This is a genomic window from Pseudomonas sp. J380, from assembly GCF_009827115.1.
Taxonomy (GTDB): Bacteria; Pseudomonadota; Gammaproteobacteria; order Pseudomonadales; family Pseudomonadaceae; genus Aquipseudomonas; species Aquipseudomonas paracarnis.
Genome location: NZ_CP043060.1, coordinates 3,858,822 through 3,884,149, shown reverse-complemented (window position 1 = coordinate 3,884,149; position 25,328 = coordinate 3,858,822). Strand labels below are relative to the sequence as shown.

At 60.9% G+C, this 25,328-nt stretch carries 20 protein-coding genes; 16 read left to right on the top strand and 4 right to left on the bottom strand.

What is annotated here, in order from left to right:
- Nucleotides 1-24 precede the first annotated feature (24 nt).
- The 4 genes from FXO12_RS17565 to FXO12_RS17550 form a co-directional block, all read right to left on the bottom strand.
- On the bottom strand, nucleotides 25-1,281 hold the full coding sequence (locus FXO12_RS17565) for a type II toxin-antitoxin system HipA family toxin (protein ID WP_230182965.1): 1,257 nt from the start codon (nucleotides 1,279-1,281) through the stop codon (nucleotides 25-27).
- Nucleotides 1,223-1,582 (bottom strand): helix-turn-helix transcriptional regulator, encoded by a 360-nt coding sequence (locus FXO12_RS17560; RefSeq protein ID WP_047712283.1) that lies wholly within the window; start codon nucleotides 1,580-1,582, stop codon nucleotides 1,223-1,225. Before FXO12_RS17560 ends, FXO12_RS17565 begins: the two co-directional genes overlap by 59 nt.
- Nucleotides 1,583-1,787: 205 nt before the next feature.
- The gene (locus FXO12_RS17555) at nucleotides 1,788-2,492 is read right to left on the bottom strand and encodes a DUF3142 domain-containing protein (protein WP_057977808.1); all 705 of its coding nucleotides are present in this window, start codon (nucleotides 2,490-2,492) and stop codon (nucleotides 1,788-1,790) included.
- The gene (locus FXO12_RS17550) at nucleotides 2,489-4,651 is read right to left on the bottom strand and encodes a hypothetical protein (RefSeq protein ID WP_057977810.1); all 2,163 of its coding nucleotides are present in this window, start codon (nucleotides 4,649-4,651) and stop codon (nucleotides 2,489-2,491) included. Before FXO12_RS17550 ends, FXO12_RS17555 begins: the two co-directional genes overlap by 4 nt.
- Before the next feature lie 193 nt (nucleotides 4,652-4,844).
- On the opposite strand from FXO12_RS17550, the gene FXO12_RS17545 reads away from it, so the two are divergent.
- The 16 genes from FXO12_RS17545 (at nucleotide 4,845) to FXO12_RS17470 (ending at nucleotide 25,301) form a co-directional block, all read left to right on the top strand.
- A complete protein-coding gene (locus tag FXO12_RS17545; protein ID WP_057977812.1) occupies nucleotides 4,845-6,425 on the top strand; it encodes a glycosyltransferase family 39 protein in 1,581 nt (526 codons plus the stop codon).
- Nucleotides 6,426-6,457: 32 nt separating this feature from the next.
- The gene (locus FXO12_RS17540) at nucleotides 6,458-6,703 is read left to right on the top strand and encodes a DUF2789 domain-containing protein (protein WP_057977813.1); all 246 of its coding nucleotides are present in this window, start codon (nucleotides 6,458-6,460) and stop codon (nucleotides 6,701-6,703) included.
- 101 nt (nucleotides 6,704-6,804) lie between these two features.
- Nucleotides 6,805-8,277: a Fic family protein gene (locus tag FXO12_RS17535; RefSeq protein WP_057977815.1), complete on the top strand. Its 1,473-nt coding sequence runs from the start codon at nucleotides 6,805-6,807 to the stop codon at nucleotides 8,275-8,277.
- A 100-nt stretch (nucleotides 8,278-8,377) separates the two neighbouring features.
- Entirely contained in the window at nucleotides 8,378-8,662 is a 285-nt protein-coding gene (locus FXO12_RS17530) for a hypothetical protein (RefSeq protein WP_125919887.1), read from the top strand.
- A gap of 285 nt (nucleotides 8,663-8,947) precedes the next feature.
- Nucleotides 8,948-9,367, top strand: a complete 420-nt coding sequence (locus FXO12_RS17525) for a MarR family winged helix-turn-helix transcriptional regulator (protein ID WP_034125424.1) — start codon at nucleotides 8,948-8,950, stop codon at nucleotides 9,365-9,367.
- Nucleotides 9,364-11,442 carry an FUSC family protein gene (locus FXO12_RS17520; RefSeq protein WP_057977818.1) on the top strand — a complete coding sequence of 693 codons (2,079 nt, stop codon included), beginning with the start codon at nucleotides 9,364-9,366 and terminating at the stop codon, nucleotides 11,440-11,442. The genes FXO12_RS17525 and FXO12_RS17520 overlap by 4 nt, the downstream gene beginning before the upstream one ends.
- Nucleotides 11,439-11,648 (top strand): DUF1656 domain-containing protein, encoded by a 210-nt coding sequence (locus FXO12_RS17515; protein WP_003187469.1) that lies wholly within the window; start codon nucleotides 11,439-11,441, stop codon nucleotides 11,646-11,648. The genes FXO12_RS17520 and FXO12_RS17515 overlap by 4 nt, the downstream gene beginning before the upstream one ends.
- On the top strand, nucleotides 11,645-12,535 hold the full coding sequence (locus tag FXO12_RS17510) for an efflux RND transporter periplasmic adaptor subunit (RefSeq protein ID WP_032878498.1): 891 nt from the start codon (nucleotides 11,645-11,647) through the stop codon (nucleotides 12,533-12,535). Before FXO12_RS17515 ends, FXO12_RS17510 begins: the two co-directional genes overlap by 4 nt.
- Complete coding sequence (locus tag FXO12_RS17505; protein ID WP_057977820.1) at nucleotides 12,532-13,974, top strand: efflux transporter outer membrane subunit; 1,443 nt, start codon at nucleotides 12,532-12,534, stop codon at nucleotides 13,972-13,974. Before FXO12_RS17510 ends, FXO12_RS17505 begins: the two co-directional genes overlap by 4 nt.
- An 81-nt stretch (nucleotides 13,975-14,055) precedes the next feature.
- Complete coding sequence (locus FXO12_RS17500; RefSeq protein WP_057977822.1) at nucleotides 14,056-14,688, top strand: hypothetical protein; 633 nt, start codon at nucleotides 14,056-14,058, stop codon at nucleotides 14,686-14,688.
- A 252-nt stretch (nucleotides 14,689-14,940) separates the two neighbouring features.
- Nucleotides 14,941-16,437, top strand: a complete 1,497-nt coding sequence (locus FXO12_RS17495) for a YdgA family protein (protein ID WP_034125427.1) — start codon at nucleotides 14,941-14,943, stop codon at nucleotides 16,435-16,437.
- 337 nt (nucleotides 16,438-16,774) lie between these two features.
- Nucleotides 16,775-19,255, top strand: a complete 2,481-nt coding sequence (pgaA, locus tag FXO12_RS17490; RefSeq protein ID WP_057978407.1) for a poly-beta-1,6 N-acetyl-D-glucosamine export porin PgaA — start codon at nucleotides 16,775-16,777, stop codon at nucleotides 19,253-19,255.
- 12 nt (nucleotides 19,256-19,267) lie between these two features.
- The gene (gene pgaB, locus FXO12_RS17485; RefSeq protein ID WP_057978408.1) at nucleotides 19,268-21,265 is read left to right on the top strand and encodes a poly-beta-1,6-N-acetyl-D-glucosamine N-deacetylase PgaB; all 1,998 of its coding nucleotides are present in this window, start codon (nucleotides 19,268-19,270) and stop codon (nucleotides 21,263-21,265) included.
- Nucleotides 21,266-21,267: 2 nt separating this feature from the next.
- Nucleotides 21,268-22,608: a poly-beta-1,6-N-acetyl-D-glucosamine synthase gene (gene pgaC, locus FXO12_RS17480; protein WP_054896841.1), complete on the top strand. Its 1,341-nt coding sequence runs from the start codon at nucleotides 21,268-21,270 to the stop codon at nucleotides 22,606-22,608.
- A gap of 2 nt (nucleotides 22,609-22,610) precedes the next feature.
- Nucleotides 22,611-23,087, top strand: a complete 477-nt coding sequence (pgaD, locus tag FXO12_RS17475) for a poly-beta-1,6-N-acetyl-D-glucosamine biosynthesis protein PgaD (RefSeq protein WP_003187480.1) — start codon at nucleotides 22,611-22,613, stop codon at nucleotides 23,085-23,087.
- A 492-nt stretch (nucleotides 23,088-23,579) separates the two neighbouring features.
- Nucleotides 23,580-25,301, top strand: coding sequence for a ShlB/FhaC/HecB family hemolysin secretion/activation protein (locus FXO12_RS17470; RefSeq protein WP_057978411.1), 1,722 nt, complete (start codon nucleotides 23,580-23,582; stop codon nucleotides 25,299-25,301).
- The last annotated feature ends 27 nt before the right edge of the window (nucleotides 25,302-25,328 follow it).

Genomic DNA, 25,328 nt, shown 5'->3' with positions numbered 1-25,328 from the left:
TCAAGGGTGCGCTCTGTTGCCGCCCTACACCAGGTCCGCTGCAAATCGTGTACACACATTGGAAAGCATGCGCACCTCGGCACCGCTGCAGCCTGCTGCTTCGAAAAAACCGGAGGCTTCTCGCACGACGGCATACATATCCGTGACGATGGACCTTGCTTCATCGGCCCCCAACCCAAAGCGTTCAGGCGTACTCAGCAAATTACTGACAGACGATAACCGGCCTTCATTGCCGATGATGAGCGCCTGCAAGCCTAGTTGGGTAGGGTGGGGCAACACGTCAAATACTGGCGCAAGGGAATAGCCCGAGGCGCTGGTCAGCAGTAGCCCGGTTTGTTTCAGGTGGTCGTCGCTATTGCCGATGAGCACATTGAAAGCCATACGCTTGTAAAGCTCACGCATGTCAAAGGTGGCATCGTCGCTGACCTTCTTCAATACGTCGGCGATCCTGGAGTAGGAAACGGCACCGTCAGCCGCATCAACCCGCATTCTCGGCTTCTCAGTGCTTACCAGAGAGTTGCAGCTGACATAGTGCTCGCGACCAGCGGCTTCATGTCGGTCAAAACGCTCGACCATCAACACCGGTTTGCCGGCGACCTCTACCAACTTGTGCTTGGCTGCGGGTAGACCTGCTGCATCCGCCATTTGAAGGCTGGCGAATTCCGCCCGTGGCTGGTCGAACACATCGTCGCTACGGCCGAGTTTAGCTATCCATTCCTTGCCTTCATGGGTCACGGTGACCTTCGGCCTGGCGCCGCCCATGGAACTCCCAAACTCGAATAACCGTGCGATTTCCGCAGGCAGGTCGACGTCACCCTTCTCGACTCGATCAAGGCCCACCATGATTTTCTCAAGGTCTTCAAATTGCGGGGGTTGGTGCAGGGTTGGCAGCTGACTTCTTGACGCACTGAACAGCAGGCAACCCACTCCTGCTCCCCGCGAGGCAAGCAGCCATTCAACTTCGTTTTGTGGATGCTGTTTGTGGGTCGCCAGCAGAACACGCCGACCCCAATTATCGGGCGTTGCATCGTCGAGCACACCAAACATGCGCGTCGAGGAATACTGGTTAGGGGTCAGTGGCAAACTCAGCGGGTCAATCGCAAATGCGTCGGGCCGTGCGAGCCAACTGTTGGCGTAGCGAAAAACGAATCCATTCCCATGCATGGCCACTTCGCCAACAGGGACCGGGTCACCGACTAAGTGAGCTGAAAAAACAAAGGCATTACCAATCGGCTTCCAGGACATCGTGTTCTCCTTCAGTGCGAATTCGCTCAGGCTCACGGGCGAGGCTCATGGTAATCCCAACCTGGTCAAGCTCTGGTGACGCGATGCTCGCCATGCTTTCTTCCAAGTCCATCGCGCTCAGCACGTTCATCAGCACGCCGAGGGATACGCCGGCCTCGCCCTGTCTCAGCCGCTGATACGTCTGCCGTGTAATGCCCGCCCGGCTGCATATGGTGGAGATTTTCAACCGACGACGAATGCGGGCTATTTCGATACCGTTGCCGATACCTCTCATCAGTTCAGCGCTTCTCTCTGAGATGTACCCTTTGTGGGGGTAGGGCTTCGCTGTTTCTTGCATGATATATCACTCTTTAAAACAGTAGAGGTAACTTATATCATCCAAGTCTCTAGGGCTACCTGCAAAAAATCGGCTCGATGCCAAGGCTTTTTGTAGGAGCGAGCTTGCTCGCGAAAAACTCACAGGCGCCGCGTTCAATCAGGAAACACGCGTTGTCGTTGACGTTTTTCGCGAGCAAGCTCGCTCCTACAGGTGTTACCAAACTTCAAAGATTCTGCAAAAACACCACATACCCCCGAAACCACTCATTGCCCCGCAGATACCCCGGCTCTTGCCACTCTCCGCCCTGAATCAAGCCAATCTTGAACGGCACCCCCAGCCGATTCATCCGCGGCAAATACGCCGCGAAATCCGGGATGCTGTGACGCCCTTGATAGGTCTGCACCACCACTTCATCCACCACGCCCTTGAGCTGGGCGATGGCGGCCGGGTCGGCGTTGCTGCTCCAGTCCATCAGGCCGGTGATGCTCAACCGCAGGTCGGCAGGCAGGCGCTGGCGCAGGTCGCGCAGAAAATCGGCGTATTCGTGCAGGTATTGGGTGCGAGCATCGAAGTCGATCTGGATACCGATCACTGGGTTACCCGTGTCGCGCCAGCGTTGCACCTGGCCGAGCACTTGGGTGTAGACCTGTTCCGGCCAGTGCAAGGTGTGGGCGCGATAGACCACCCAGATTTCGCCTTGGGTAATGCGGGGCACACTGATGCCCTGGGCGATCAATTGCACGCCGCGCTGGGGCGCGCGGCGGGTGGAGTTGATCTGGCCTTGCAGGATGTACAGGGTTTTTGCCTGCTTGATCACCGGCTGAGGCTCGACGCCACTCCACAGCCAGAAGGCGTCATAGTCGCGGGCGTCGACGGCACCAAAAGCCGGGCTTGCCAGCAACAGCAAGCCCAGCCACAGCGACTTCACCAGTAGTACTGCAGCGATTTGCCCCACTGGGTGTCGGCAAAACCGGTCTTGAGTTGGCGGAACCAGGCTTTGCGCACCGCTGGCGCAACGTCTTCACCACCGCAACTGTTATAGCCGGCTGGCGCGTAGCAGTTGATGGCGCGAAACAGCGCATACGCCTTGTCGGTTTTCGGCGCCTTGGCGTTGGCGATGACCTGCTTGTAGCCGTCCAGACGCGAGAAGGTTTCCCCCTTGAACTGCGAGGCGGTGCTGCCCAGGCTGCCGGCGGCGCGGGGTTGTTCCAACGGCATGCCGTCCAGGCCGTTGCGCAGGATGAATTCACCGAAGCAGTTCAACGCGTGCGGGTTTTTGGCCTCGTTCTGCAGGGTCGCCGCGGTTTGCGCGATGCTTGGGCACGCGTACCCAGATTCGGCCTTGTCGCCGTTCCATTGGAACAGCTTCAAGGTCTGGCCGCTGGTATAGGTGTAGCCCAGGCTGGTGCCGAGTTTGTCGTCAGAGAGCGAGGCCTGCTTGAGGTCATCGGCGAAGTTGGCGTACTGGCCGCGCAGCAGGTCTTTGTAGAGGAGCACGAATTGCGCGCTCTGACGCTCGATCGGGTCGCTGGCGTTGGCGATCTGCTGGCGTAGCAGGTCGGGGCCGGCGACGTTGCGCAGCAGGATGTAGCGCACTTGCTTGGCGCTGATCGGTGAGTCGGCGGCGAACACCTTGGCCAGTTGGCCGCTGCGCTCGTAGTTCATGGCCAATGCCAGCTCCAGCTGGTCACGTTGCAGCGGTTGCTTGGCCAGCGGCAGCAGTTGCAGCCACAGGGCTTCGGCGCCTTTCCAGTCCTGCTTGGCCTCCAGGGCGAGGGCGCGCAGGGTCTGTTGGCTGAAGGCGAAGTAATCCAGGCTCGATGGCACATCCGCAGGCAGGTGCTTCAAGGCCGTGTCGGGTTGGTGCTCGACGTACAGGGCATAGCTGGCTTGCAGGAAGTCAAACAGCGCGGGCTCAGTGGCGAAGGTGCTCTTTTGCTTATCCAGGTCTTCGCGGCTCAACAGCGGCGGGGTGTGGGCCCGCATCGCCATCAGGTCGCTGACCACTTGCAGCATCGGGCTGTTCGCGGCTTTGTTGCCGACCATCAGTAACTTGAGGTCGGCCTCTTCCACCAGTTCGTCCACGCTCACATTGCGCTGGGCGTCGGTGGCCTCGGTGAATTGCCAGGTGAAGTCTTCGGCAAGCTTGGCATCGTCGTTCGCCAGCCAGTGCACACGGCGCAAGAGCCCACGGGCGGAGGCGACGTAATCGCCCTGTGGGTAAGTTTTCAGGTAACCGAGAAAGCCTTGCTCGGCATCGCTCAGGGCCGACTTATCCACATGCTCGCGTTGCGGCATGCCGTATTCGTCGAAGGCTTCGGCCTGGGCCTGATTCAGCGACGTACGCGCAGTCATGTACAGCGCCGTTTCCTTCAGCCATGGCACATCGCTGGTGGCGGCGGCGGCGAACCCGCGCTCGGCGTAATCGAAGCGCCCGCTGTAGAAATCGCCGGCGGCCTGCAAGTAGGTGCGAAACAACTGGGCGTTGGCCGAGGGGGTCAACTGCGCGTCCACGACCTGGCGGCTCCAGTCACAGGTGCTCAGTAATTGCAGGCGTGCTTTGACCAACACATCGCGCTCGGCGGGCGGCATCTGGGCCTTGATCACCTGGCTGATAAACGCCGTGGCGCTGTCATCGTCATTGCTGCGGCAACGGCTGCCTTCGCCATTCAGGAAGGCCTGGCCTGCGGTCTTGTACTCCTCGCGCTTGATACCCAGGGGCTGGAGCAAAGTGTCGAGTTCGGCTGTGCGTGAATCGTCAGCCTTGTTGTCAGGCTCCTCATTCGTGGCCGGAGCCGGCACCAGGCGGTACACCGGAAACGGCACCGGGCCGAACCCTTGCGCCAAATCGTCTTCGCCCAAGGCATTGGGGGCCAGGGGCGCTGCTTTCTTGTCGGCCAGCAACAGGCGCAGGTTCACTCGGCTGTCGTTGCCCGGGCTGAGAAAGGGCTGGTTGCTGCAAGGCTCGTAGCTGTCACGCGATACCCGCCAGTCGGGGTAGCACGAGTCGTCAGAACTGGCCTGGGCCGGTAGGGAAAAACCGGCCAGCAGGGCCAGGGCCAGAGGTGACAACAAACCGATGCGCATAACGTTTCCTTGATCCTGAGTCCTTGGAGAAGGGGCAATAATAGCCTGATCCGGCGAGTGCTTCGGTGAAGGCCTACACAAATTGCTGATTTGTCCGATTCCAGCAGCGAGGCCAGGGCTTTTGGCCTAGAGTGGCGGTGTTTGCGCATGCGCAGTGTTTGTCCTGTAAGAGGGCAGTAGTAGCGGAGTCGATATGCGTCGGTCTGTGGTAGAGCAACACGAAAAAGTCGAGGCATTGCCTGCCTTTCATCGCTTGAGCTGGGAGGGCGCCGGCTGGCTCAGCCGTTTATGGTGGGTACCGATCCTGGCGCTGGCCATGGCCCTGCGGTTTTACCACCTCACCTCGGCGGCGATCTGGGGCGACGAAGGCTCCAGCCTGTTGCTCAGCGAATACGCCCTGGCCGACCTGTGGTTTCACGCGGCCCATGATGTGCACCCGCCGCTGTACTTCTTGCTGCTGCGCGGTTGGATCGAGGTGTTCGGCGACAGCATCGGCTCAATTCGCAGCCTGAGTGCGATCCCCGGCGTGGCCGTCGTGGGCCTGGGCATCTGGCTGACACGGCAACTGTCCACCCGACGCGCAGCCGTGCTGGCGGGGATCCTGCTGGTTCTACTGCCCACTGCGGTGCGCTACAGCCAGGAAGTGCGTATGTATTCGCTGCTCGGCGTGTGGCTACTGGGCGCCACGCTGGCGCTGGTGTACTGGGTGAGGCAGCCCGAACGCGCGCGCTATTTGGCTGTGTATGTGCTGCTGATGAGCGCCGGCTTCTATACCCACTACTTCACTGCGCTGTGCGTGCTGGTGCATTGGGCGTACCTGGGGTTGCAGGCGCCGGGTCAGCGCTTGATCACGCGACCTGCCTGGTGGGTCGCCAACGTGGCGATAGTGTTGCTGTATCTACCCTGGCTGCCCAACCTGCTGGACCTGGTGCAGCACGTCGAACAGCTCAAAGTCGGCGGCGACATTGGTTGGGAAGAGCCGGTCAATCTGCTGTCGCTACCGTCGATGGTCTGGCAGTTCCTGTTGCAGGATGACGGTCTCGGCCTGTGGCCGCCGCTGTTCTGGCTGTTACCCCTGCTGCTGGCCGTGGTGGTTGTATCGACGGCCTGGCGCAATAACGCGGCGCGCCTACCGGCACTGTTTTGCCTACTACCGCTGCTGCTGGTCTATGGCGTGTCCTTTATCTCGCCCGTGTTTATCGAGCGCTACCTCACGGTGTATGCGTTAGGCCTGCCGATAGTCCTGGCGCTTGCCATCGACCGTTTGCCGTCCCGTTTGTCCTGGCTGGGCGTGGCGTTGTTCGCACTGTTTGTTGGCGTAGAACTGCTGGGGTTAAAAAACAACTTCGAGGTGGATGAACACGACCAGTTCAACGTGCCGGTGGAGTTCGTCAATCGCAACTACCAGGAAGGCGACCGCATCGTCCTCAGCGACATGATGTGGTACCTCAGCTACGTGTATTACGACCAGACCGACGCGCAACTTCAGCTCTACACCCCCCCCAAACCCGACGGGACTGCCACTCGCCCGAACGCCTATGGTTTCGGCACACTGGTGGACCAGGACGGTGGCCGCATCTATCTGGACCGCCTCTCAGCACTGCCTGCTCAAACGCGACGGGTATGGTTGATCAGCAGCAACGAAGCCCCGGATGAATTCGCGCCGCTGCCCACCAGTTGGCACGAACTCAGTCGCCAGGACGGCGGTGGCGCCAGGGCGCGGTTGTTCGTGCTATGCAACGCACCGGCGCCGCAACCTGAAGGCTGCCGCTAGACTCACTTCAACCTACTTATGAGGAACCCTCCATGGAATCGCCAGTGCACAGCCTACCGGCTTTGTTCAAACAGCTTGGCTTGCCGCACGACCCGGTCAGTATCGAGCAATTTGTCGCCTCTCATTCGCCGCTCAAGCCGGAGTTGAAACTGGCGGATGCGTTTTTTTGGAGCGACGCCCAGAAGGCATTTTTGCGTGAAGAGATTCTGGATGATGCGGATTGGGCGGTGGTGGTGGATGAGTTGAATCTGATGTTGCGGGGTGGACGAGGGGTGTAAAAAAATATCCAAATAAGGGCGAGTATGTAAAAAAAAATGGTGAGCGGTAAAAAAAACTGGGCTTTAATCGCCTAAGTGAATTTTTTCTGGAAAGCATCGCCATGCCAACAGTCGGATACGCTCATCTGTGTGAGGCGCTGGATCTAAAGGTTATCGCACCCTTGAGGACTGCGATGATCAAGCCGGTGACCAGGATTACCTTGATCGGCGACTGCCTGGCAGTTCCCCATTCGGTGGCGCCCGCCCAACATGCGCTGTTTGAGCATGTGTTATTTGCGCTTAAGCATGAAGGCGTAAACCTGGCGATACTTGCCCAGGTGTTTGAACAGCTCGGCCCAGAACCGTTTTTGGACGCGCTGGCCGACTCGCCTAACGGTGCGTTTATCCGAAAAGCCTGTTTTCTGTGGGAAGGCTTTACCGGGAAAATGCTGGATCACACCCTTCCTGTTCGTGGTCGCGTTGTTCCCTTGTTCGATCCCCAGCGCTATGTAACCGGCCCGAGCATTCGCAACAGTCGTTGGCGAGTGGATTTCAACGGTTTGGGCTCTTTGCATTATTGCGCCACCGTAGAGCGAACGCCTGAGCTGGAAGCGTTGTTGGCGCTTGATGTATTGGCTCGTGCCAAATCCTTCATGGCCACCCTCCCTCCGGAAATGATGGACCGCGCCATCCAGTGGGCATACCTGCACGAAACCCGCGACTCATTTGCCATCGAAAAAGAACAACCCAGCGAAGAAAAATCCCGCCGCTTCGTCCAACTCCTGCGCCAGGCCCACGAAGGCCGGTTGCTCACCGAGGACTACTTGGTCGAGCTGCAAAACAGCACCATCTCCAATCCGTTTGACAAAGCCGTCGCGTTTCGCCACGAACAGAACCATCTGCACAACGGGCTACGCGGCGCAGCCGGTGTGAGCTACGTGCCGCCAGCTCCCGCGCTTTGCCAGGAATTGATGGAAGAGCTGATGGCCTTCGCCAACCAGCCCGTGCGAGACGTCGATCCTTTAGTGGCGGCCGCGGTCACCGCTTTTGGTTTCGTCTTCCTGCACCCGTTCATGGACGGGAATGGGCGCCTGTCTCGCTTCCTGATTCACCAGACGCTCTGCCACTACGGCGCACTGGAAAATGGCTTGCTGCTACCGGTCTCTGTCGCCATGAAGCACGAGGAACAAGCCTATCTGGAGGCACTCAAGACCTTCTCCCAGCCGACTCGGGAATTCTGGAACGTCACCTGGCTGGACGCCGACCACATGGCGTTCGACTTCATCGGCCACCCCTCGATCTATCGCTACTGGGATGCGACCCGCTGCGTCGAATTCACCCTGCAAATGGCCCGCCGCGCACTGGAAGTGGAACTGCGCGAAGAAACCGAATTCCTCGACCGTTATGACCAAGTGATCAAAGCGGTGAACCAACGCTACGACGTGCGCGGCAGCGATCTGTCGAAGCTGGTGATGATGTGCCTGGATAACGGTGGGAAGCTTTCCAAGCATCGGCGTAAGCAGTTTCAGTACAGTGTGGCGGAAGAGGTGTTTGGGTTTATTGAGGAGGAGAGCTTGAGGTTGATGGGCGAGTAAGAGGTCATCCAGTCACGCCAGATGAGGCGTCTGAAAAAAAGGAATTCCGTATCTGAGTGATGTGATAAGCGCCTCAGATGTTTTGCGAGAGCACAGTGATGTGCAAATTGTCATGTTTATGGGGGCGTTGGTTGGTTTTACAGGCCTCAATTTTCGCATCCTGTGCCATGTTTTTTCTTCAGAAAAAATCAGTCAGGTGGCTTGTCTTTTTTCAAACCCCCTTACGACTTGTGCACATTATTCCGTCCGTTTCGCTCCTGTTGATTGGCGCTCGAGTTTTCCCGCATTACAACGTACTGGCAATGGCTGGATTGATCGGTGCGTCGGAGATTTTAAAAGTCTGGAGCGTGTGGCGATGGAGCAAAAAATGCTGACGCTGACCTAATGTGGGAGCGGGCTTGCCCGCGAAGGCGGCGTGTCAGTCACTGAATATTCAACTGAACCACCGCTTTCGCAGGCAAGCCAGCTCCCACATTTTGTTTGTCGTATGGTGAATATCAGCGATTTGCTGATGCCTACCCTAAAACCCGCTTTACTCAAGCCACATCCCACCACTCATCTGCGAAATTGTTTCAAAACTTGACGATGCTTCATGCATCGACCATATTGATAGTTAGCAAACTAACTGTATGCGAACTATCCAGTGCCTCAATCCCTCGAACAACTCCAGATGAGCCTCAGCAGCAGCATGGTGGTGGGCGCCCGTAATTGGCGCAAAATCTGCCAGACCACGCTGGTCAGCTATGGCATCTCCGAAGCCTGCGCCGTGCCGTTGTTGATGATCGGTCGCTTGGGCGACGGTGTGCACCAGGTCAAAGTAGCCCAGGCTTCCGGTATGGAAAGCCCATCACTGGTGCGCCTGCTCGACCGGCTGTGCGGTGACGGTTACGTCTGCCGCACCGAAGACATCCACGACCGCCGCGCCAAGGCCTTGAGCCTTACCGAGCGTGGCCGTGAGCTGGTGCAGGCGGTGGAGGCGCAACTGGTGCGCCTGCGCAAGGACGTGTTGGCGGATATCGCCCCCGACGATCTGCAAGCGGCACTGCGTGTATTGCGCGCCTTCGAAGCGGCCGAGGCTGTGTCGCCTTGAACGGATTTTTTACCGGCTTCCCGCCTGCCCGCGATTGGTTCTACGGGGTGCGTACCTTCGCCGCGTCGATGATCGCGCTGTACATCGCCATGCTCATGCAAATGCCGCGTCCGTACTGGGCGATGGCCACGGTGTATATCGTCTCCAGCCCGTTTGTCGGCCCTACCAGTTCCAAAGCCCTGTACCGCGCCATCGGCACCTTGATGGGCGCGGCGGCGGCGGTGCTGTTTGTGCCGATGTTCGTGCAGTCACCCTACATTCTGGTGGTGGTGATTGCGTTGTGGACCGGCACCTTGCTGTTTCTGTCCATGCACCTGCGCACCGCCAATAACTACGCCCTGATGCTGGCCGGCTACACCTTGCCGCTGATTGCCTTGCCGGTGGTGGATAACCCCTTGGCGGTCTGGGATGTGGCGGAGGCGCGTACCGAAGAAATCTTCCTCGGCATCGCGGTCGCAGCGGTGGTGGGCGCGATGTTCTGGCCTCGGCGCCTGATGCCGGTGTTCGATGGCTCGGTGGCCAAGTGGTTCAGCGACGCCCAGGTCTATAGCCAGCGCTTCCTCACCCGTCAGGTAGACCCAGAAGAAGTCAGTAACCTGCGCGGCGGCATGGTCGCCACCTTCAACACCCTTGAATTGATGATCGGCCAGCTGCCCCACGAAGGCGCACGCCCGCAGACGGTACGCAACACCAAGGAACTGCGCGGGCGCATGATTCACCTGCTGCCAGTGATCGACGCTTTGGACGATGCGGTGTACGCCATTGAGCACCGTGCGCCAGAGTTTCTCGATCAGCTCACGCCGCTGCTGGAAGATGCCAGCGCCTGGCTGCAAAGCACCACCGAAGCCGCGCCACTGGAAAGCTGGCGCGTGCTGCGCGACAAGATCGACGCCGCTCAACCCCAGGGCGAAGCGCTGGATGACCGTCATACGTTGCTGTTCTCCAACGCCCTGTACCGCCTGGGCGAATGGGTCGACCTGTGGCAAGACTGTCGTAGCCTGCAAGCCGCCATCCAGTGTGAAAGCCAGGACACCTGGCGCGCCGTCTACCGCCACTGGCGCCTGGGACGGCTCACGCCGTTCCTCGACCGTGGGCTGATGTTCTACTCGGCGTTCTCCACCGTGACCGCGATCATCGTCGCCTCGGTGCTGTGGATTCTGCTGGGCTGGACCGACGGCGGCAGCGCGGTGATCCTTGCCGCCGTCGCCTGCAGCTTTTTCGCCTCGATGGACGATCCGGCACCGCAGATCTACCGGTTCTTTTTCTGGACCGCCATGTCGGTGCTGTTCGCCAGCTTGTATCTGTTTCTGGTGCTGCCCAACCTGCATGACTTCCCCATGCTGGTGCTGGCCTTCGCCGTGCCGTTTATCTGCATCGGCACCCTTACGGTTCAGCCACGCTTCTACCTGGGCATGTTGCTGACGCTGGTGAACACCTCGTCGTTCATCAGCATCCAGGGCGCCTATGACGCGGACTTTCTCAACTTCGCCAACGTCAACCTGGCCGGGCCCGTGGGCCTGCTGTTCGCGTTCGTGTGGACGTTGATCGCCCGACCCTTCGGCGCTGAATTGGCGGCCAAGCGCCTCACCCGTTTCAGCTGGCGCGACATCGTCAGCCTCACCGAGCCCGCCACCCTGGCCGAGCACCGGCACATGGCCGTACAAATGCTCGACCGCCTGATGCAACACCTGCCGCGCCTGGCCCTCACCGGCCAGGACACTGGCATCGCTCTGCGCGACCTGCGCGTGGCGCTGAACCTGCTCGACCTGCTGGCCTACTCGCCACGCATCCTCGGTGTGCCACGGGTGTTGCTCAACCAGGTGGTGGAAGGCGTGGGCGGTTACTTCAAGGCCTGCCTCAAGGCGGGTGAACGCTTGCCCGCGCCCAGCGGTCTGCTGATGACCCTGGACCGCACGCGTCGCGCCCTCAATGGCCAGGGCCTGCAAGACGAAGACGACACGCGCCTGCATCTGCTGCACGCCTTGGCCGGCCTGCGTCTGGCGCTGTTGCCCGGTGTGGAGTTCATTGGCGGTACAGAGATGGAAGCGCCGTTACCTGATGGAGCGCCTTTATGATCGGTGACCTGGATATCAGTGGGGTGTTCCTGCCTACGCTGCTGGTACTGATGGGCATTACTTATGTGTTGTTTCTGGTGGTGCACGGGCTGTTGACGCGCATGCACTTCTATCGCCTGGTCTGGCACCGGGCATTGTTCAATGTGGGGCTCTACGCGCTGTTGCTGGGCGCGGTGGACTCACTCAGTCGATATTTGATGACATGAAAAAACCTTTTTTGACTATCGGCCGTGTCGTCCTGACGTTGTTGATCGTGAGTTTCGCGGTCGTCGTTGTGTGGCGCATGGTCATGTACTACATGTTTGCGCCCTGGACCCGTGACGGCCACATCCGTGCCGACATCGTGCAGATCGCCCCGGACGTTTCCGGGCTGATCCAGCGCGTTGACGTGCGCGACAACCAGTTGGTGACCAAGGGCCAGGTGCTCTTCGCCGTCGACCAGGACCGCTTCAAGCTGGCCCTACGCCAAGCCCAGGCCGCCGTGGCCGACCGCCAGGAAACCCTGGCCCAGGCCCAGCGCGAGTACAAGCGTAACCGTGGCCTGGGCAACCTGGTGCCCAGCGAGCAACTGGAAGAGAGCCAGTCCCGCGTCGCCCGCGCCCAATCGGCACTGGCCGAAGCGCAAGTGACGGTGGACTCCGCCCAACTCAACCTCGACCGCTCGGTGATCCGCAGCCCTGTGGACGGCTACGTCAACGACCGCGCACCGCGTACCCAGGAGTTCGTCACCGCCGGGCGCCCGGTGCTGTCGGTGGTAGACAGCAACTCCTTCCACATCGACGGCTATTTCGAAGAGACCAAACTCGACGGTATCCACGTCGGCATGGGCGTGGATATCCGTGTGATCGGCGACAACGCGCGCCTGCATGGCCACGTGCAGAGCATCGTCGCCGGTATCGAAGACCGCGACCGCAGCAGCGGCTCCAACCTGTTGCCCAACGTCAACCCTGCTTTCAGCTGGGTGCGCCTGGCCCAGCGGATCCCGGTGCGCATTGCCTTCGATGACGTGCCGGCGGACTTTCGCATGATCGCCGGGCGCACGGCGACGGTGTCGATCATTGACGACAAAGTTAAAGACGGGGACAAACCATGAAGCGGCTTCTGGCAACCGCTTCCCTGGGGTTGTTGCTGTCGGCCTGCCAAGTTGTAGGCCCGGATTACAAACTGCCGGAACAGGCCGCAGTCAACCGTGGCGACCTGCAAGGGCCGATCATGGGTGAAGGCAAAAACGTGGTGTCGGCACCGGTGCCGGCGGATTGGTGGAAGCTGTACAAAGACCCGCGCCTGGACGAACTGGTACGCCAGGCCATGGCCTCCAACACCGACCTGCGCGTGGCCGCCGCCAACCTGCAGCGCTCGCGTTATCAGGTGCAGCAGGCCGAATCCGCTGGCGGCTGGAGTGCCGGCGTCAAGGCCGAGGCCCAGCGTTTACAGGAGTCTGGCGAGGCCTTCTTGCTGCCGGACAAAGTCCCGGTAGGCAATATCGGTAGCGTCGGGATTACCACGTCCTATCAATTCGACCTGTTCGGCACCTTGCAGCGCGGCATCGAAAGCGCCCAGGCCAGCGCCGATGCCACCCAGGCCGCGGCGGATATCGCCCGCATCACCCTGGTGGCCGATGTGGTGCGCTCCTATACCCAGGTGTGCGCGGCCAACGAAGAACTGGCGATTGCCAACGAGTCCCTCGACCTGCAAGCCCAGAGCACCAAACTGACCCAGCGCTTGCGAGATGCCGGGCGTGGCGATGAGACCCAGGTGACTCGTTCGCAAACCCAATACAAATCCCTGCGCGCCGACATACCGCGCTATGAAGCTTCGCGTCAGGCGGCGCTGTTCCGGCTGTCGATGTTGCTGGCCAAACCTGTCGACCAACTGCCAGCCGGCACGGGCACCTGTGCCGAGCTGCCACATATTGCTCAACTGCTGCCGGTAGGCGATGGCGCCACGCTGCTCAAGCGCCGCCCTGATGTGCGCCAGGCCGAACGCCAGCTGGCCGCCGCCACGGCGCGTATTGGCGTGGCGACCGGCGCGTTGTACCCGGATATCAGCATCGGCGCCACGGTCGGCACCGTCGGCTTGTTGGAGAACCTCGGCACGCCTGCCACCAACCGCTGGGGCTTTGGCCCGATGATCAGCTGGACTGTACCGACCAACGGCGCTCGCGCCCGCGTGCATGAAGCTGAAGCCGCGACCCAGGGTGCCCTGGCCCACTTCGACGGCGTGGTGCTCAACGCCATCCGCGAAACCCAGACCGGCCTGGCCCAATACACCGCCGTGTTGCAACGCCGCGACGCCCTGGCCGACGCCGAACAGTCGGCGCGAGAAGCCGCCGGCCAGACCCATCGCTTCTTCCAGGCCGGCCGCGAATCCTTCCTGGCCGACCTGCAAGCCACGCGCACCTACACCGATATGCGTGCGCAACTGGCGGCGGCCAACACCCAGGTTGCCATGAGCCAGATCGACCTGTTCCTGGCCCTGGGCGGCGGTTGGGAAAGCGGACGAACGCAAGGGGAAAAACCCGGCAAACCGTGAGGTGATTGCTATGCTTTCTTGGGTGAGGCCCGCTGGCGCCTCACCCGACAAAGCTCGCGTTTGCTCATGGGGATTCCAAGAATGAAAAACCCTTATGCTCCCGCTTTCTGGTGCGTGCTCTTCGCACTGGTTTTGTTATCGGCCGCGTATTTTTACGGCGTCATGCTCGCCCATCAACTCGACAAGGCCATGGTGTTCCTCGACAGCGCCTGCCTGGTGATCGGCACCTTGTCCATCGGCGTAGTGGCCTGGGCGTCGTATCAAAACCAGCGCGTGAAGAAAAAACTCCTCGAACAGGGCAAGACCCGCGTGGCGATCTGGGACACCAAGGTCGCCCTGCGCCGTGTCGAAACCGTGTTCGATCGCTATTTCTGGGGCAGTTACTGGCAGCCGGGGCGCACGTTCCAGGAAGTCATGGGCGACCTCACCGGCACGCCGCTGGAAAAAAGCCTCGAAGTCCTGAAAAAACAATGTGTGCTGCTGGATCGGCAGGTTGCCGACGGTAGGCACTGGCTCAATAACGCGCGGGAATTGTCCGACGTGGCCACGCAAATGGCCCGGGAGCGCTACCAGCTGGACTTTTGCGACCCCAAGGCCGACACCCCCGGCAATGCCGTGATACATCGCGAGTTCGAGGTGCTGGTGTACACCTGGACCGCACGCTTGAAGAGTTTTGATCACCAATTGGATGAAGTCGAGCAGGAGTACTCCTGAACTCCTGCTGAACTGATCCCTCTGAAAGGTTGGGCCGTTTACGCCCGCCAGTGCTAATCTTCCCCAGCCTTTGGCCACACGGGCCACGACTGTAGGAGCGAGCTTGCTCGCGAAAGACGCCAACGATAACGCGTGCATTCTGAATGAACGCGATGCCTATGCGTTGTTCGCGAGCACGCTCGCTCCTACAGGAACCCCTACAGGGTTCAAGGAAGACAGCCCACTTCTCACAGGATTTGATCAGGTCACTTCATGAATAAGCCAGCCGTTGTTTTCTTGGGTTTTGTTGTCGCCGTCGGCGCCGTCAGTGCGGGCGGTGCCTGGTACACCGGTAAACAACTGGAGCCGGTCCTGCAAACCGCTATCCAGAGCGCCAATAAAGAACTGCAGACCTCCATGGCCGGCGTCGATGGCAGCGTGACCCTGGAGCTGGTGTCCCTGGACCGTGGCGTGTTCAGCAGCACCGCGCACTATCGCCTCAAGGGCCAAGGCAGCGTGTTCGGCGAAGACAACCCGAACCCCGAATTGCTGTTCGTCGACCATATCGAACACGGCCCGCTGCCGTTCTCGCGCCTGGTGACCCTCAAGTGGTTGCCGGTCATGGCCACCAGTCACTACGAACTGGAAAAGAACCCCACCACCGAAAAATGGTTCGCCGCCAGCAAAGACGTGTCGCCGCTCAAAGGCGTGGCGAATATCGGCTATAGCCGTTCGGTCAGCGGCAACATCGAATTGCTGCCCCTGGAGTTCAAGGACGCCACTTCCTCGGTGAGCTTCTCCGGCGCCAACCTCAACTTCGACAGCAGCGCCGAAGGCCAGAAGGTCAAGGCCGAAGGCTTCATGAACAGCCTCAAGGTTGCCGCAGTGGACGCCGAAGGCGCACCGTTCGAAGCGGAGCTGGCCGGCCTGACCGTCGCCAGCAACCTGGAAAAAACCACCTTCGGTTTCTACACCGGCCAGAACACCGTGGAGCTGACCGACACCAAGGTCACCTTCGGCCCGCAGAAAGCCGTGCTGACCCTCAAGGGTTTCGAGCAGAAAGACTCCAGCGAAACCAAGGACAACAACCTGGCTGGCCGCGTCGACTACAAGATCGACGAGATCGGCTACCAGGGCAAAGCAGTCGGTTCGGCCGCCATGGCCGTGAGCATGAAGAACGTCGACATTCCGGCGATGCTGGTGCTGACCAAGCTCTACCAGGACAAGATGCAACCGGTGCAAGCTGCCGCTGCTGCCGGTCAACCGGTGCCGGAGCTGCAAATGACCGAAGCCGAGCAAGCCCTGGCGGAAGCCAACGTCAACCAGGTGCTGGCCGCCAAGCCGCAACTGGCCGTGGAAAACCTGTCGCTCAAAACCACCCGTGGCGAAAGCAAGTTCAACCTGGTGGTGGACCTGGCCAAGCCAACGTCCATGGAGCTGCCGCCGGTTGAACTGGGCAAGCAAATGGTCTCGCTGCTGGATGCCAACCTGACCCTGTCCAAGCCGATGATCAGCGACGTGGCGGCCCTGCAAGCCCAAGTGGGCGGCGTGACCGACCCGCAAGCCATCGAACAGCAATCGCAGATGGCGGCCGAGATGGTCAGCAGCATGGCGGTCGGTACTCAACTGGCGACCCTGGTGGGCACCGACGTGGTTTCCAAGCTGCACTACGCCAACAACGAGGTGACCTTCAACGGCCAGAAGATGACCGTTGAGCAGTTCCTCAGCTTTGTGATGTCCAAAGCCGGTGCGGTCAGCGGCGCCCAATAAACCTGAAATGCGATAAAAAAAATGTGGGAGCTGGCTTGTGTGGGAGCTGGCTTGCCTGCGATAGCATCGCCCCGGTCTGGCTGGACGACCGAGGTGCCTGCATCGCGGGCAAGCCCGGCTCCCACACAAACCCGGCTCCCACTTTTGTTTTGTGTGAGGGCAAAAAATCGCGGTCGTACAATTCTGAACAATTGTTCTGAATTGTGCTTCCCCCTACTTCCCTAAGGGATAGTTCCTACAGGAAAGCTAGGTCGGGTCCCGAGACGCCGACACCCTGAAGCGTTTCGCTCAGGACCATCTATCGTTAGAGCTTTCCGTGTGTAAGGAAGCTCACGACATGCTGCGAAACCACCCCTACAGTGCCTCAGGCCGGTTGCGTCTGCTTATCGGAGCCGCACTGTGCAGCCAATTGCTGGTCCCAGGCCTTGCGTTTGCCGACCCCGCCTACGATGCCTTGATCATTCAGGCCCGCAACGGTCACTTCACGCCGGCGCTGACCCAACTTCGCCAACTCTCCGCCGAACGCCAGACCCCAGGCCAGGTCAGCGACCACCTGGTGATCGCCGGCTGGGCCGGGCAAGATGCTGAAGTGCTCAAGGTTTACGAGACGCAAGGCAAGCATCGCAACCTCACCACCCAGGCACTCGCCACGGTGGCGCGCACTTATCGCAATCAAAAGCAGTGGGCTCAGGCCGAAGCGGTCTATCGCCAGGCGCTGCTGCGTGAACCCAATAACGTCGACCTGCAACTGGGCCAGGCCCTCACCCAGGCCGATGGCGGCAAAGCCAACGAAGCGGTACAACGCCTGCGCACGCTGGTGGCGGCGCAACCCAATGACCCCAATCGCCGCATGGCCCTGGGATATGCGCTGACACGTGCCGGCCTGAACTACGACGCGCTGTTCGAATTCGACCAAGCCTTTATCCGGGCGGGCGATAAACCCGAAGTGGCGCGTGAATACATCGTTGCCCTGCAAAAGGCGCGGCTGCCGGAGCCGGCACTGCGCCTCTCGGCCAAGCGCCCGGGGCTGGTGGACGCAGTCACCCAGCGCCGCCTCGAAGGTGACCTTGCCGCCGAGCGTGTGCGCTTGGCTGAGTTCGCCACACGCAGCGAGAAGGAACGCTACGTCATCGCAGACCGTGCCCTGCAGGACTACGACAAACTGATCAGTCGCTGGGCGCCGGACGCCACAGCCAAGGACGACGTCATCCGCTGGCGCATTGACCGCCTGGGCGCGCTCAAAGCGCGAGCACGGCATGCCGAGGTGATCCGCGATTACCAGACCCTCACTGGCGAAGGCGTGCAACTGCCTACCTACGCGTTGCGTTGGGTTGCCGGCTCTTACCTGGAACAGCGCCAGCCGGAAAAGGCCGAGCCGTTGTACCGCCAGGTACTCACCGCCCCCGACACCGATGCCAGCTATCGGGTCGATGACAGCACGGCGCTGTTCTACGCCTTGTTGGAAAGCGACAAGGTCGAAGAGGCTCGCCAGGTCGCCAACAACCTGGCCAAGGAGCAAAACCCCCGCGTTGAGCTCAAGGGCTTGCCCATTGGTAACCCCAATGACAACTGGATGGACGCCCAACAATTATCCGCCCAGGCCGGTACCTATGGCGGTGACCTGCCCGGCAGCGAAGCCAGCCTGGAAGCCCTGGTGGCCAAGGCACCGGGCAATGTGGGCCTGCGCCTGGCCCAGGCCGACATGTACCGCGCCCGCGACTGGCCGCGTCGCGCCGAAGGCACGCTCAAGGAAACTGAAACCCAGGCTCCCCGCGATATCGGCCTGGAAGTCTCCCAGGCCTATACCGCCATGGACTTGCAAGAATGGCGGCAGATGGACGCGCTCACCGACGACGTGCTCGCCCGTAACCCGGACAACCGTCAGGTGCAGCGCCTGAGCCGCCTGCGCGATGTGCACGACATGGCCGAGTTGCGTGTCGAGGCCTACACCGGCAAGAGCTACGGTGGCGGCAATAACAACGACGCTGGTGCCGTCTCCGGCAGCCGAGACTGGGGCATTGAAAGCGTGATCTACACGCCTCCCATCGACGAAGACTGGCGCCTGTTCGCCGGTGCCGGCTATGCCACCGCCGACTTCCAGGAGGGCACTGGCCAACATCGCTGGCAGCGCGTGGGCGTGGAGCGTCGCACCCGTGACATGACCATCGAAGCCGAAGTGTCCAACCATTCCTATGGCGACGGTTCCAAGCAAGGCGCCAGCGTGTCGATTGCCCGCGACATCAACGACCACTGGCAATACGGCGGCAGCCTTGGCTATTTGCTCAGCACCACGCCGTTGCGGGCCCTGAATGACGGTGTCACAGCCAACGGCGGCAGCGGTTTTATCCGCTGGCGCGCCAACGAAAGCCGCGAGTGGAAACTGACCCTCAGCCCGTCCCATTTCAGCGACGGCAACGACCGCTTCGAAGCATTGCTCACCGGCCGCGAGGGCCTCTACAGCTCGCCCCATGTGCAAGTGGACCTGGGCCTGGAAGTGGGCGCCAGCCGCAACAGCAAGGAAGACACCGTGTACTTCAACCCGAAGTCGGACTTCACGGTGTTGCCCATGATCAACGTCAATCACGTGCTCTATCACCGCTACGAAACCCAGTGGAGTCAGCAGTTCCAAATCGGCGCGGGTACCTACAGCCAGCGTGACTACTCCACCGGCGGTATTGGCCTGATTGGCTACGGCCAACGCTATCGCTGGAATGACGTACTGGAAATGGGCGCCAACCTCAGCCTGATCAGCCGACCTTATGACGGTGATCGCGAACGCGATCTGCGCCTGCTCGTCGACCTCACTTACCGTTTCTAAAAGAGCCTGACCATGACCGTCCTCAGCCGTTGCTTGTTGGTCCTGGGTGTAATGCTGGCCGCCGCCTGCGCCCAACAACCCGCGCCCTACACTCCACCCGCCGAACGGCCGATAGCGCCCAACGAAGCGCCGTGGCCGAAGAACCACTTTTTGGGCATTGCCTATCACGACGTAGAAGATCGCGACCCCGATCAAGCCGTGGTGGCGGTGCGCACCGAGCGTTTGATCGAGCAGCTGGCGTGGCTGCGTGAAAACGGCTATCAGGCGGTCAGCGTCGACCAGATCCTGGCAGCCCGGCGCGGCGGCCCGGCATTGCCGCCCAAGGCGGTGATGCTCAGCTTCGATGACGGTTATTCCAGCTTCTACACCCGCGTGATGCCGATTCTGCGTGCCTACCACTGGCCTGCATTGCTGGCACCGGTGGGGTCTTGGATCGACACGCCGTTGAACAAACCGGTGGATTTTGCCGGTACGCCACGACCACGGGGAGAGTTCCTGACGTGGCAGCAGATTCGCGAGGTGTCGCAGTCTGGCCTGGTGGAAATCGCCGCCCACACCGACGCCAATCACAAAGGCATCCTGGCCAACCCCCAGGGCAACCTGGAACCGGCCGCCACCACGCGAAGCTTTGACCCCAAAACCAACGGCTACGAAAGCGAAGCGCAGTTCCAGGCGCGTATGCGGGCTGACGTCGCCGCGATTTCGAACAAAATCCGAACCGTCACCGGCAAGGCGCCCCGTGTATGGGTGTGGCCGTACGGGGCCGCCGATGGCACCTCGTTGGCGGTGGTCGGCGAGCACGGCTACGAGATGGCGCTGACCCTGGAAGACGGGCTCGACGACCTCGGCAACCTGATGAACAGCCCACGCTTTCTGGTGGCCTCAGACCCGGACGGCGAGCATTTTGCCAACAGCATGGTCGCCGTGCAGACCAAAGCGCCGATGCGCGTGCTGCACGTAGACCTGGACAACGTGTACGACCCCGACCCGGCCCAGCAGGCACGCAACCTCGACGTGCTGGTTCAGCGCGTGGTGGACATGGGTGCTGGCACCGTCTTCCTGCAAGCCTTTGCCGACCCCAAGGGCGACGGCCTGGTGCATTCGCTGTACTTCCCCAACCGCCACCTGCCGATGCGGGCCGACCTGTTCAACCGGGTTGCCTGGCAATTGCATACCCGTGCCCATGCCAGTGTGTACGCTTGGATGCCGGTGCTGAGTTTTGCCCTGGACCCCAAGCTGCCGCGTGTCACCCGCTGGGACCCGAAAACCGGCCAGGTCGGCCCCGACCCGGATCAATACAAACGCCTGTCGCCGTTTGATCCCAAGGTGCGGCAGGTCATCGGTGAGATCTACCAAGACCTGGCGCGTGTAGGGCCGATTGACGGCATCCTTTATCACGATGATGCGGTGTTCAACGACTTCGAAGACGCCAGCCCCGCAGCGCTCAAGGCCTATGCGGCCCAAGGCCTGCCGGACACCATCGCCGCCCTGCGTGCCGACCCGGCCGTGATGCAGCGCTGGACCCGTTTCAAAAGCCGCTACCTGATCGACTTCACCCATGAGCTCACCGCCAAGGTCCGCGCTATCCGTGGGCCGCAGGTACTCACCGCGCGCAATATCTTCGCCGAGCCGATGCTCAACCCTGGCAGCGAAACCTGGTTCGCGCAGAACCTTGATGACTTCCTCCAGGCCTACGACTGGACCGCGCCGATGGCCATGCCGTTGATGGAAGGCCAGGAAGTGAAGACCTCCAACGCCTGGCTGGAAAAACTCATCGCCACGGTCAAGGCGCGCCCCGGCGCCATGGAAAAAACCATCTTCGAATTGCAAGCCAAAGACTGGCGCACCCAGGCCGCACCGGATATCAGCGCTGAGCGATTGGCAGAGTGGATGGGTGTACTCAAACGCCAGGGCGTCACCAGTTTCGGCTACTACCCGGACAACTTCCTGGAAAACTCCCCGGACTTGAAAACTATTCGTCCGGCCCTCTCCAACCAATGGAACCCTTGATCATGGTTGACAGAATCCTGGCTCTATTCGTGTTGGCACTGGTACTGGGCTTGCCCCTGGGCCTGATCTTCCTGGTGACCGGGCAGTTCCTGATGGACTTCGTGTTCTTCTACCCGTTGTTCATGTCGGCACTATGGATAGCCGGTGGCCTTTACTTCTGGCTGCATTGGGAACGCCACTGGCCGTGGAAAGAAGACACGCCGGCGCCGACCCTGGCCGGCGAGCCGCTGATCTCGATCATCATCCCTTGCTACAACGAGGGCGATAACGTCGCTGACACCATTGGCGCGGCCCTCGGCCAGTTGTACCCGAACATCGAAGTGATCGCGGTCAACGACGGCTCCAGCGACAACACCGCCGCAGTTCTCGATGCCCTGGCGTTGCAACACCCGCGCTTGCGCGTGCTGCACCTGGCGCAGAACCAGGGCAAAGCCGTGGCCCTGCGCATGGGCGCCGTGGCCGCCCGCAGCGAATACCTGGTGTGCATCGACGGCGATGCCTTGCTCGACAAAAACGCGGCCGCCTACATGGTCGCGCCGATGCTCGACAACCCGCGCCTGGGGGCCGTCACCGGCAACCCGCGCATTCGTACCCGCTCGACCCTGATCGGCCGGGTGCAGGTGGGCGAGTTCTCCTCGATCATCGGTTTGATCAAGCGTACCCAGCGGGTATTCGGTCGGATCTTCACGGTCTCCGGTGTGGTGGTGGCGTTTCGCAAGAAGGCCCTGGACCGCATCGACTACTGGAGCACCGACATGATCACCGAGGACATCGATGTCAGTTGGAAGCTGCAACTCGATCACTGGGCGATCTTCTACGAGCCGCGCGCGCTGTGCTGGATCCTCATGCCCGAAACCGTCGGCGGCCTGTGGAAACAACGCCTGCGTTGGGCCCAGGGCGGCGCTGAAGTGCTGTTCAAGAACATCCGTGGCATCTGGCAATGGCGCCACCGCTACCTGTGGCCGCTGCTGTTCGAGTACTGCCTGTCTACCGGTTGGGCCTTCACCTTCCTGCTGTCGGTGATCTTCTGGGCCGTGGGTAAATTCGTCACGCTGCCGGCGGCGATCACCGTGAGCTCGTTGGTGCCGCCCGCGTTCACCGGCCTGGTGCTGGCGATGGTGTGCCTGCTGCAGTTTGCGGTGAGCATCCTGATCGACCGGCGCTACGAAAAAGACCTGTGGAAAACCCTGTTCTGGACCGTGTGGTACCCGATGGTGTTCTGGCTGGTGAGCCTGCTCACCACCCTGGTCAGCTTTCCCAAGGTGTTGTTCAACCAGCATCAGAAACGCGCACGCTGGGTCAGCCCGGACCGCGGTATCAAACCTGCACAAGAGGAGGCGTGATCATGAAACTGGTCAGAACTCGCCAAAACACACTGATGTGGATCGTCGATGTGCTGCTGACCCTGCTGGCCTGGGGTGGGTTGATCTGGCTGCTGGCGCGAGGCATCAGCGCCATGCTTGAAACCCACGGCGGCCCACGTATCGAGGCGCCTATCTTTGCTGCGCTCAACACCTTGCAGGTTTACCTGTGGATCGCGCTGTTCAATGCGGTGATCCTGATCAGCTGGGCACGTTATCAGCAGCATCGCGGGCGCAAATTCGCCCAGCGCCGCGCCGAGGCCAATGCGCTGAGCGACCAGCACCTGAGTGAAAGTTTCAACTTGGGCGACGGCGACCTCGAACAACTGCGCCGCCCCGGCGTGCTGGTGATTCACAACGATGAAGAGGGCGGCGTCGAAGAAGTGAAGTCCCACGTCTCCCGCGACGTCGAACGCCCCGGCCTGACCCTGGTACCCGACAAAGACAAGGGCATTGGCTAGACCTAAGCGAACGCAATGCCCAAAGCAATGAAGACCCAATGTGGGAGCTGGCTTGCCTGCGAAAGCGATAGTGCAGTAACAGTTGCAGTGACTGACACACCGCCTTCGCGAGCAAGCCCGCTCCTACAGGTAGTATTTCCACCCATGGCTTGCAGTGGTTCACTCCTCTTGTTGGAATTCCGATAAATGGGATCCAATTCACAAAACCCCCGCGAACTTTTCCCCCTTCTCCGGTACTAACCTAACTCGACGAACACCTGATGGCTAAGTAATGGCAATCGGAAAGTCATTCGTCGAATCACCATCAAAACAGTTGCCGCTTGTCGGAATAATCACCGTAAGTGCCCGACTTAAACTCTTTTGATGAAAAATTATCATTAATAATCAACAGGTTAGAAAACTAATCAGTCGAACGGCCCCACGTCGCCCGTTTCTAGGCGGGCTGGAAGTTCGATGTTAGTTTCGCGGCCCTTGATTTTCGATGGATCGAACATGTCTTCGTTATTGCCACGGACCCGGTTACTGCTCTGCACCCTCCTGCTCACCTGCATGGGCCTGAACAGTGCATCCGCCGCCCCCACGCCTGGCGATCAAGACTTGATCCGCGACCGGCAGAACCGCTTGCTTGAAGAGCAACAGCGGCGCCTCCAGGAGCTGCAGGACCTGCCCGGCAAAGCGGACAAGCCCCAAGCCCCGGCAACCCCGGCCGACACCCGTTGCTTCCCGATCAAAACCATCGAACTCAAAGGCGCCGACAGCCTGCCGGCGCCCGACCGCGAGCGCCTGCTCAAGCCCTACATCGGCCAGTGCCTGGGCGTGTCCCAGCTGAACGACCTGCTCAAAACCATCACCGACTACTACCTCGGCAAAGGCCGCGTCACCAGCCGTGCCTACCTGCCGCAGCAAGACCTCTCCACCGGCCATCTGCAAGTGCTGGTGGTGGAAGGCAAACTCGAAGCGTTGCGCAGCGCCGAAGGCAGCACGGTGACCGACCGCGAACTGGCCATGGCCTTTCCCGGCAAAGTCGGCGAAGCACTTAACCTGCGTGAAATCGAGCAACTGGTGGACCAGCTCAACCGCCTGCCGTCCAAACAGGCGCAGATGGAACTCACCCCCGGCAAGCAAATCGGCGGCAGCGACGTGGTGGTCAAGAACACCGCGCAAAAGCCCTGGCGCGCCAGCCTGTCGCGCAACAACGATGGGCAGAAAAGCACCGGCGAACAGCAATGGGGCGCTGGCCTTGAGTGGGACAGCCCACTGGGCCTGGGTGACCAACTGATGCTGCGCGGCGGCCACGACGCCATCAGCGACCACCAGAAAACCTCGAAAAACACCATGCTCTACTACAACCTGCCCTGGGGCTGGTGGAACTTCAGCTACACCTACAGCGAGAGCGACTACCGCACCTACGGCGTGACCGACGGCTTCAAATTCAAGCAGGACGGCGACAACCAGAACCACCAACTGCGCGCCGAGCGGGTGATCCATCGCGACGACGTGAGCAAGACCTCGGTCAACGTCGGCCTGGCGCGCCTGCGTACCAACAACTACATCCTCGACACACGCACCGAGGCCAGCAGCAACCGCCTCAGCGAACTGCAACTGGGCGTCAACCACGGTCGGCGCATCGGCAGTGCCTTCGTCAACCTGGACCTGGGCATGCAAAGCGGCATCGGCCTGCTCGACGCCCAGTCTCAAGACGAGCGTGACCCGCTCGGTCGGCGTCAGCCCAATTCGCGCTACCGCAAATACACCGCCACCGTCAGCTACCTGCAACCGTTCAGCCTGTGGGGCGAGTCGTTCAGCTTCAGCAGTTTGGCCACCGGCCAACGCAGCGAAGACATTCTGTTTTCGCCCCAGCGCATGAGCCTCGGCGGCTCGGCGTCGGTGCGCGGTTTCAAGGACCAGTTGCTGACCGGCGACAGCGGCGGCTACTGGCGCAACGAAGTGCGCTGGGCGCGCCCGGTGACCCTCGACTGGATGCGCCCGGCCTTCGCCGAGTACGGCGCCAGTGTCGGCTACGACCAGGGCGTGATCCGCAACGACCGCTACAACGACAACGTTCATGGCCGGGTGTCCAGCAACTCCCTGGAGCTGTTCGCCCGTGGCAAACACGTCAGCACCAGCGTGACCTTTGCTCATTCGTTAGAAAGACCCGGTGTGGTTACCGAGCGCGAAGCGCCGATCTACTTCCGCATGGATTTTTTCCTGTAATTCAACGCCCCGCTGCATGAGAGCCTG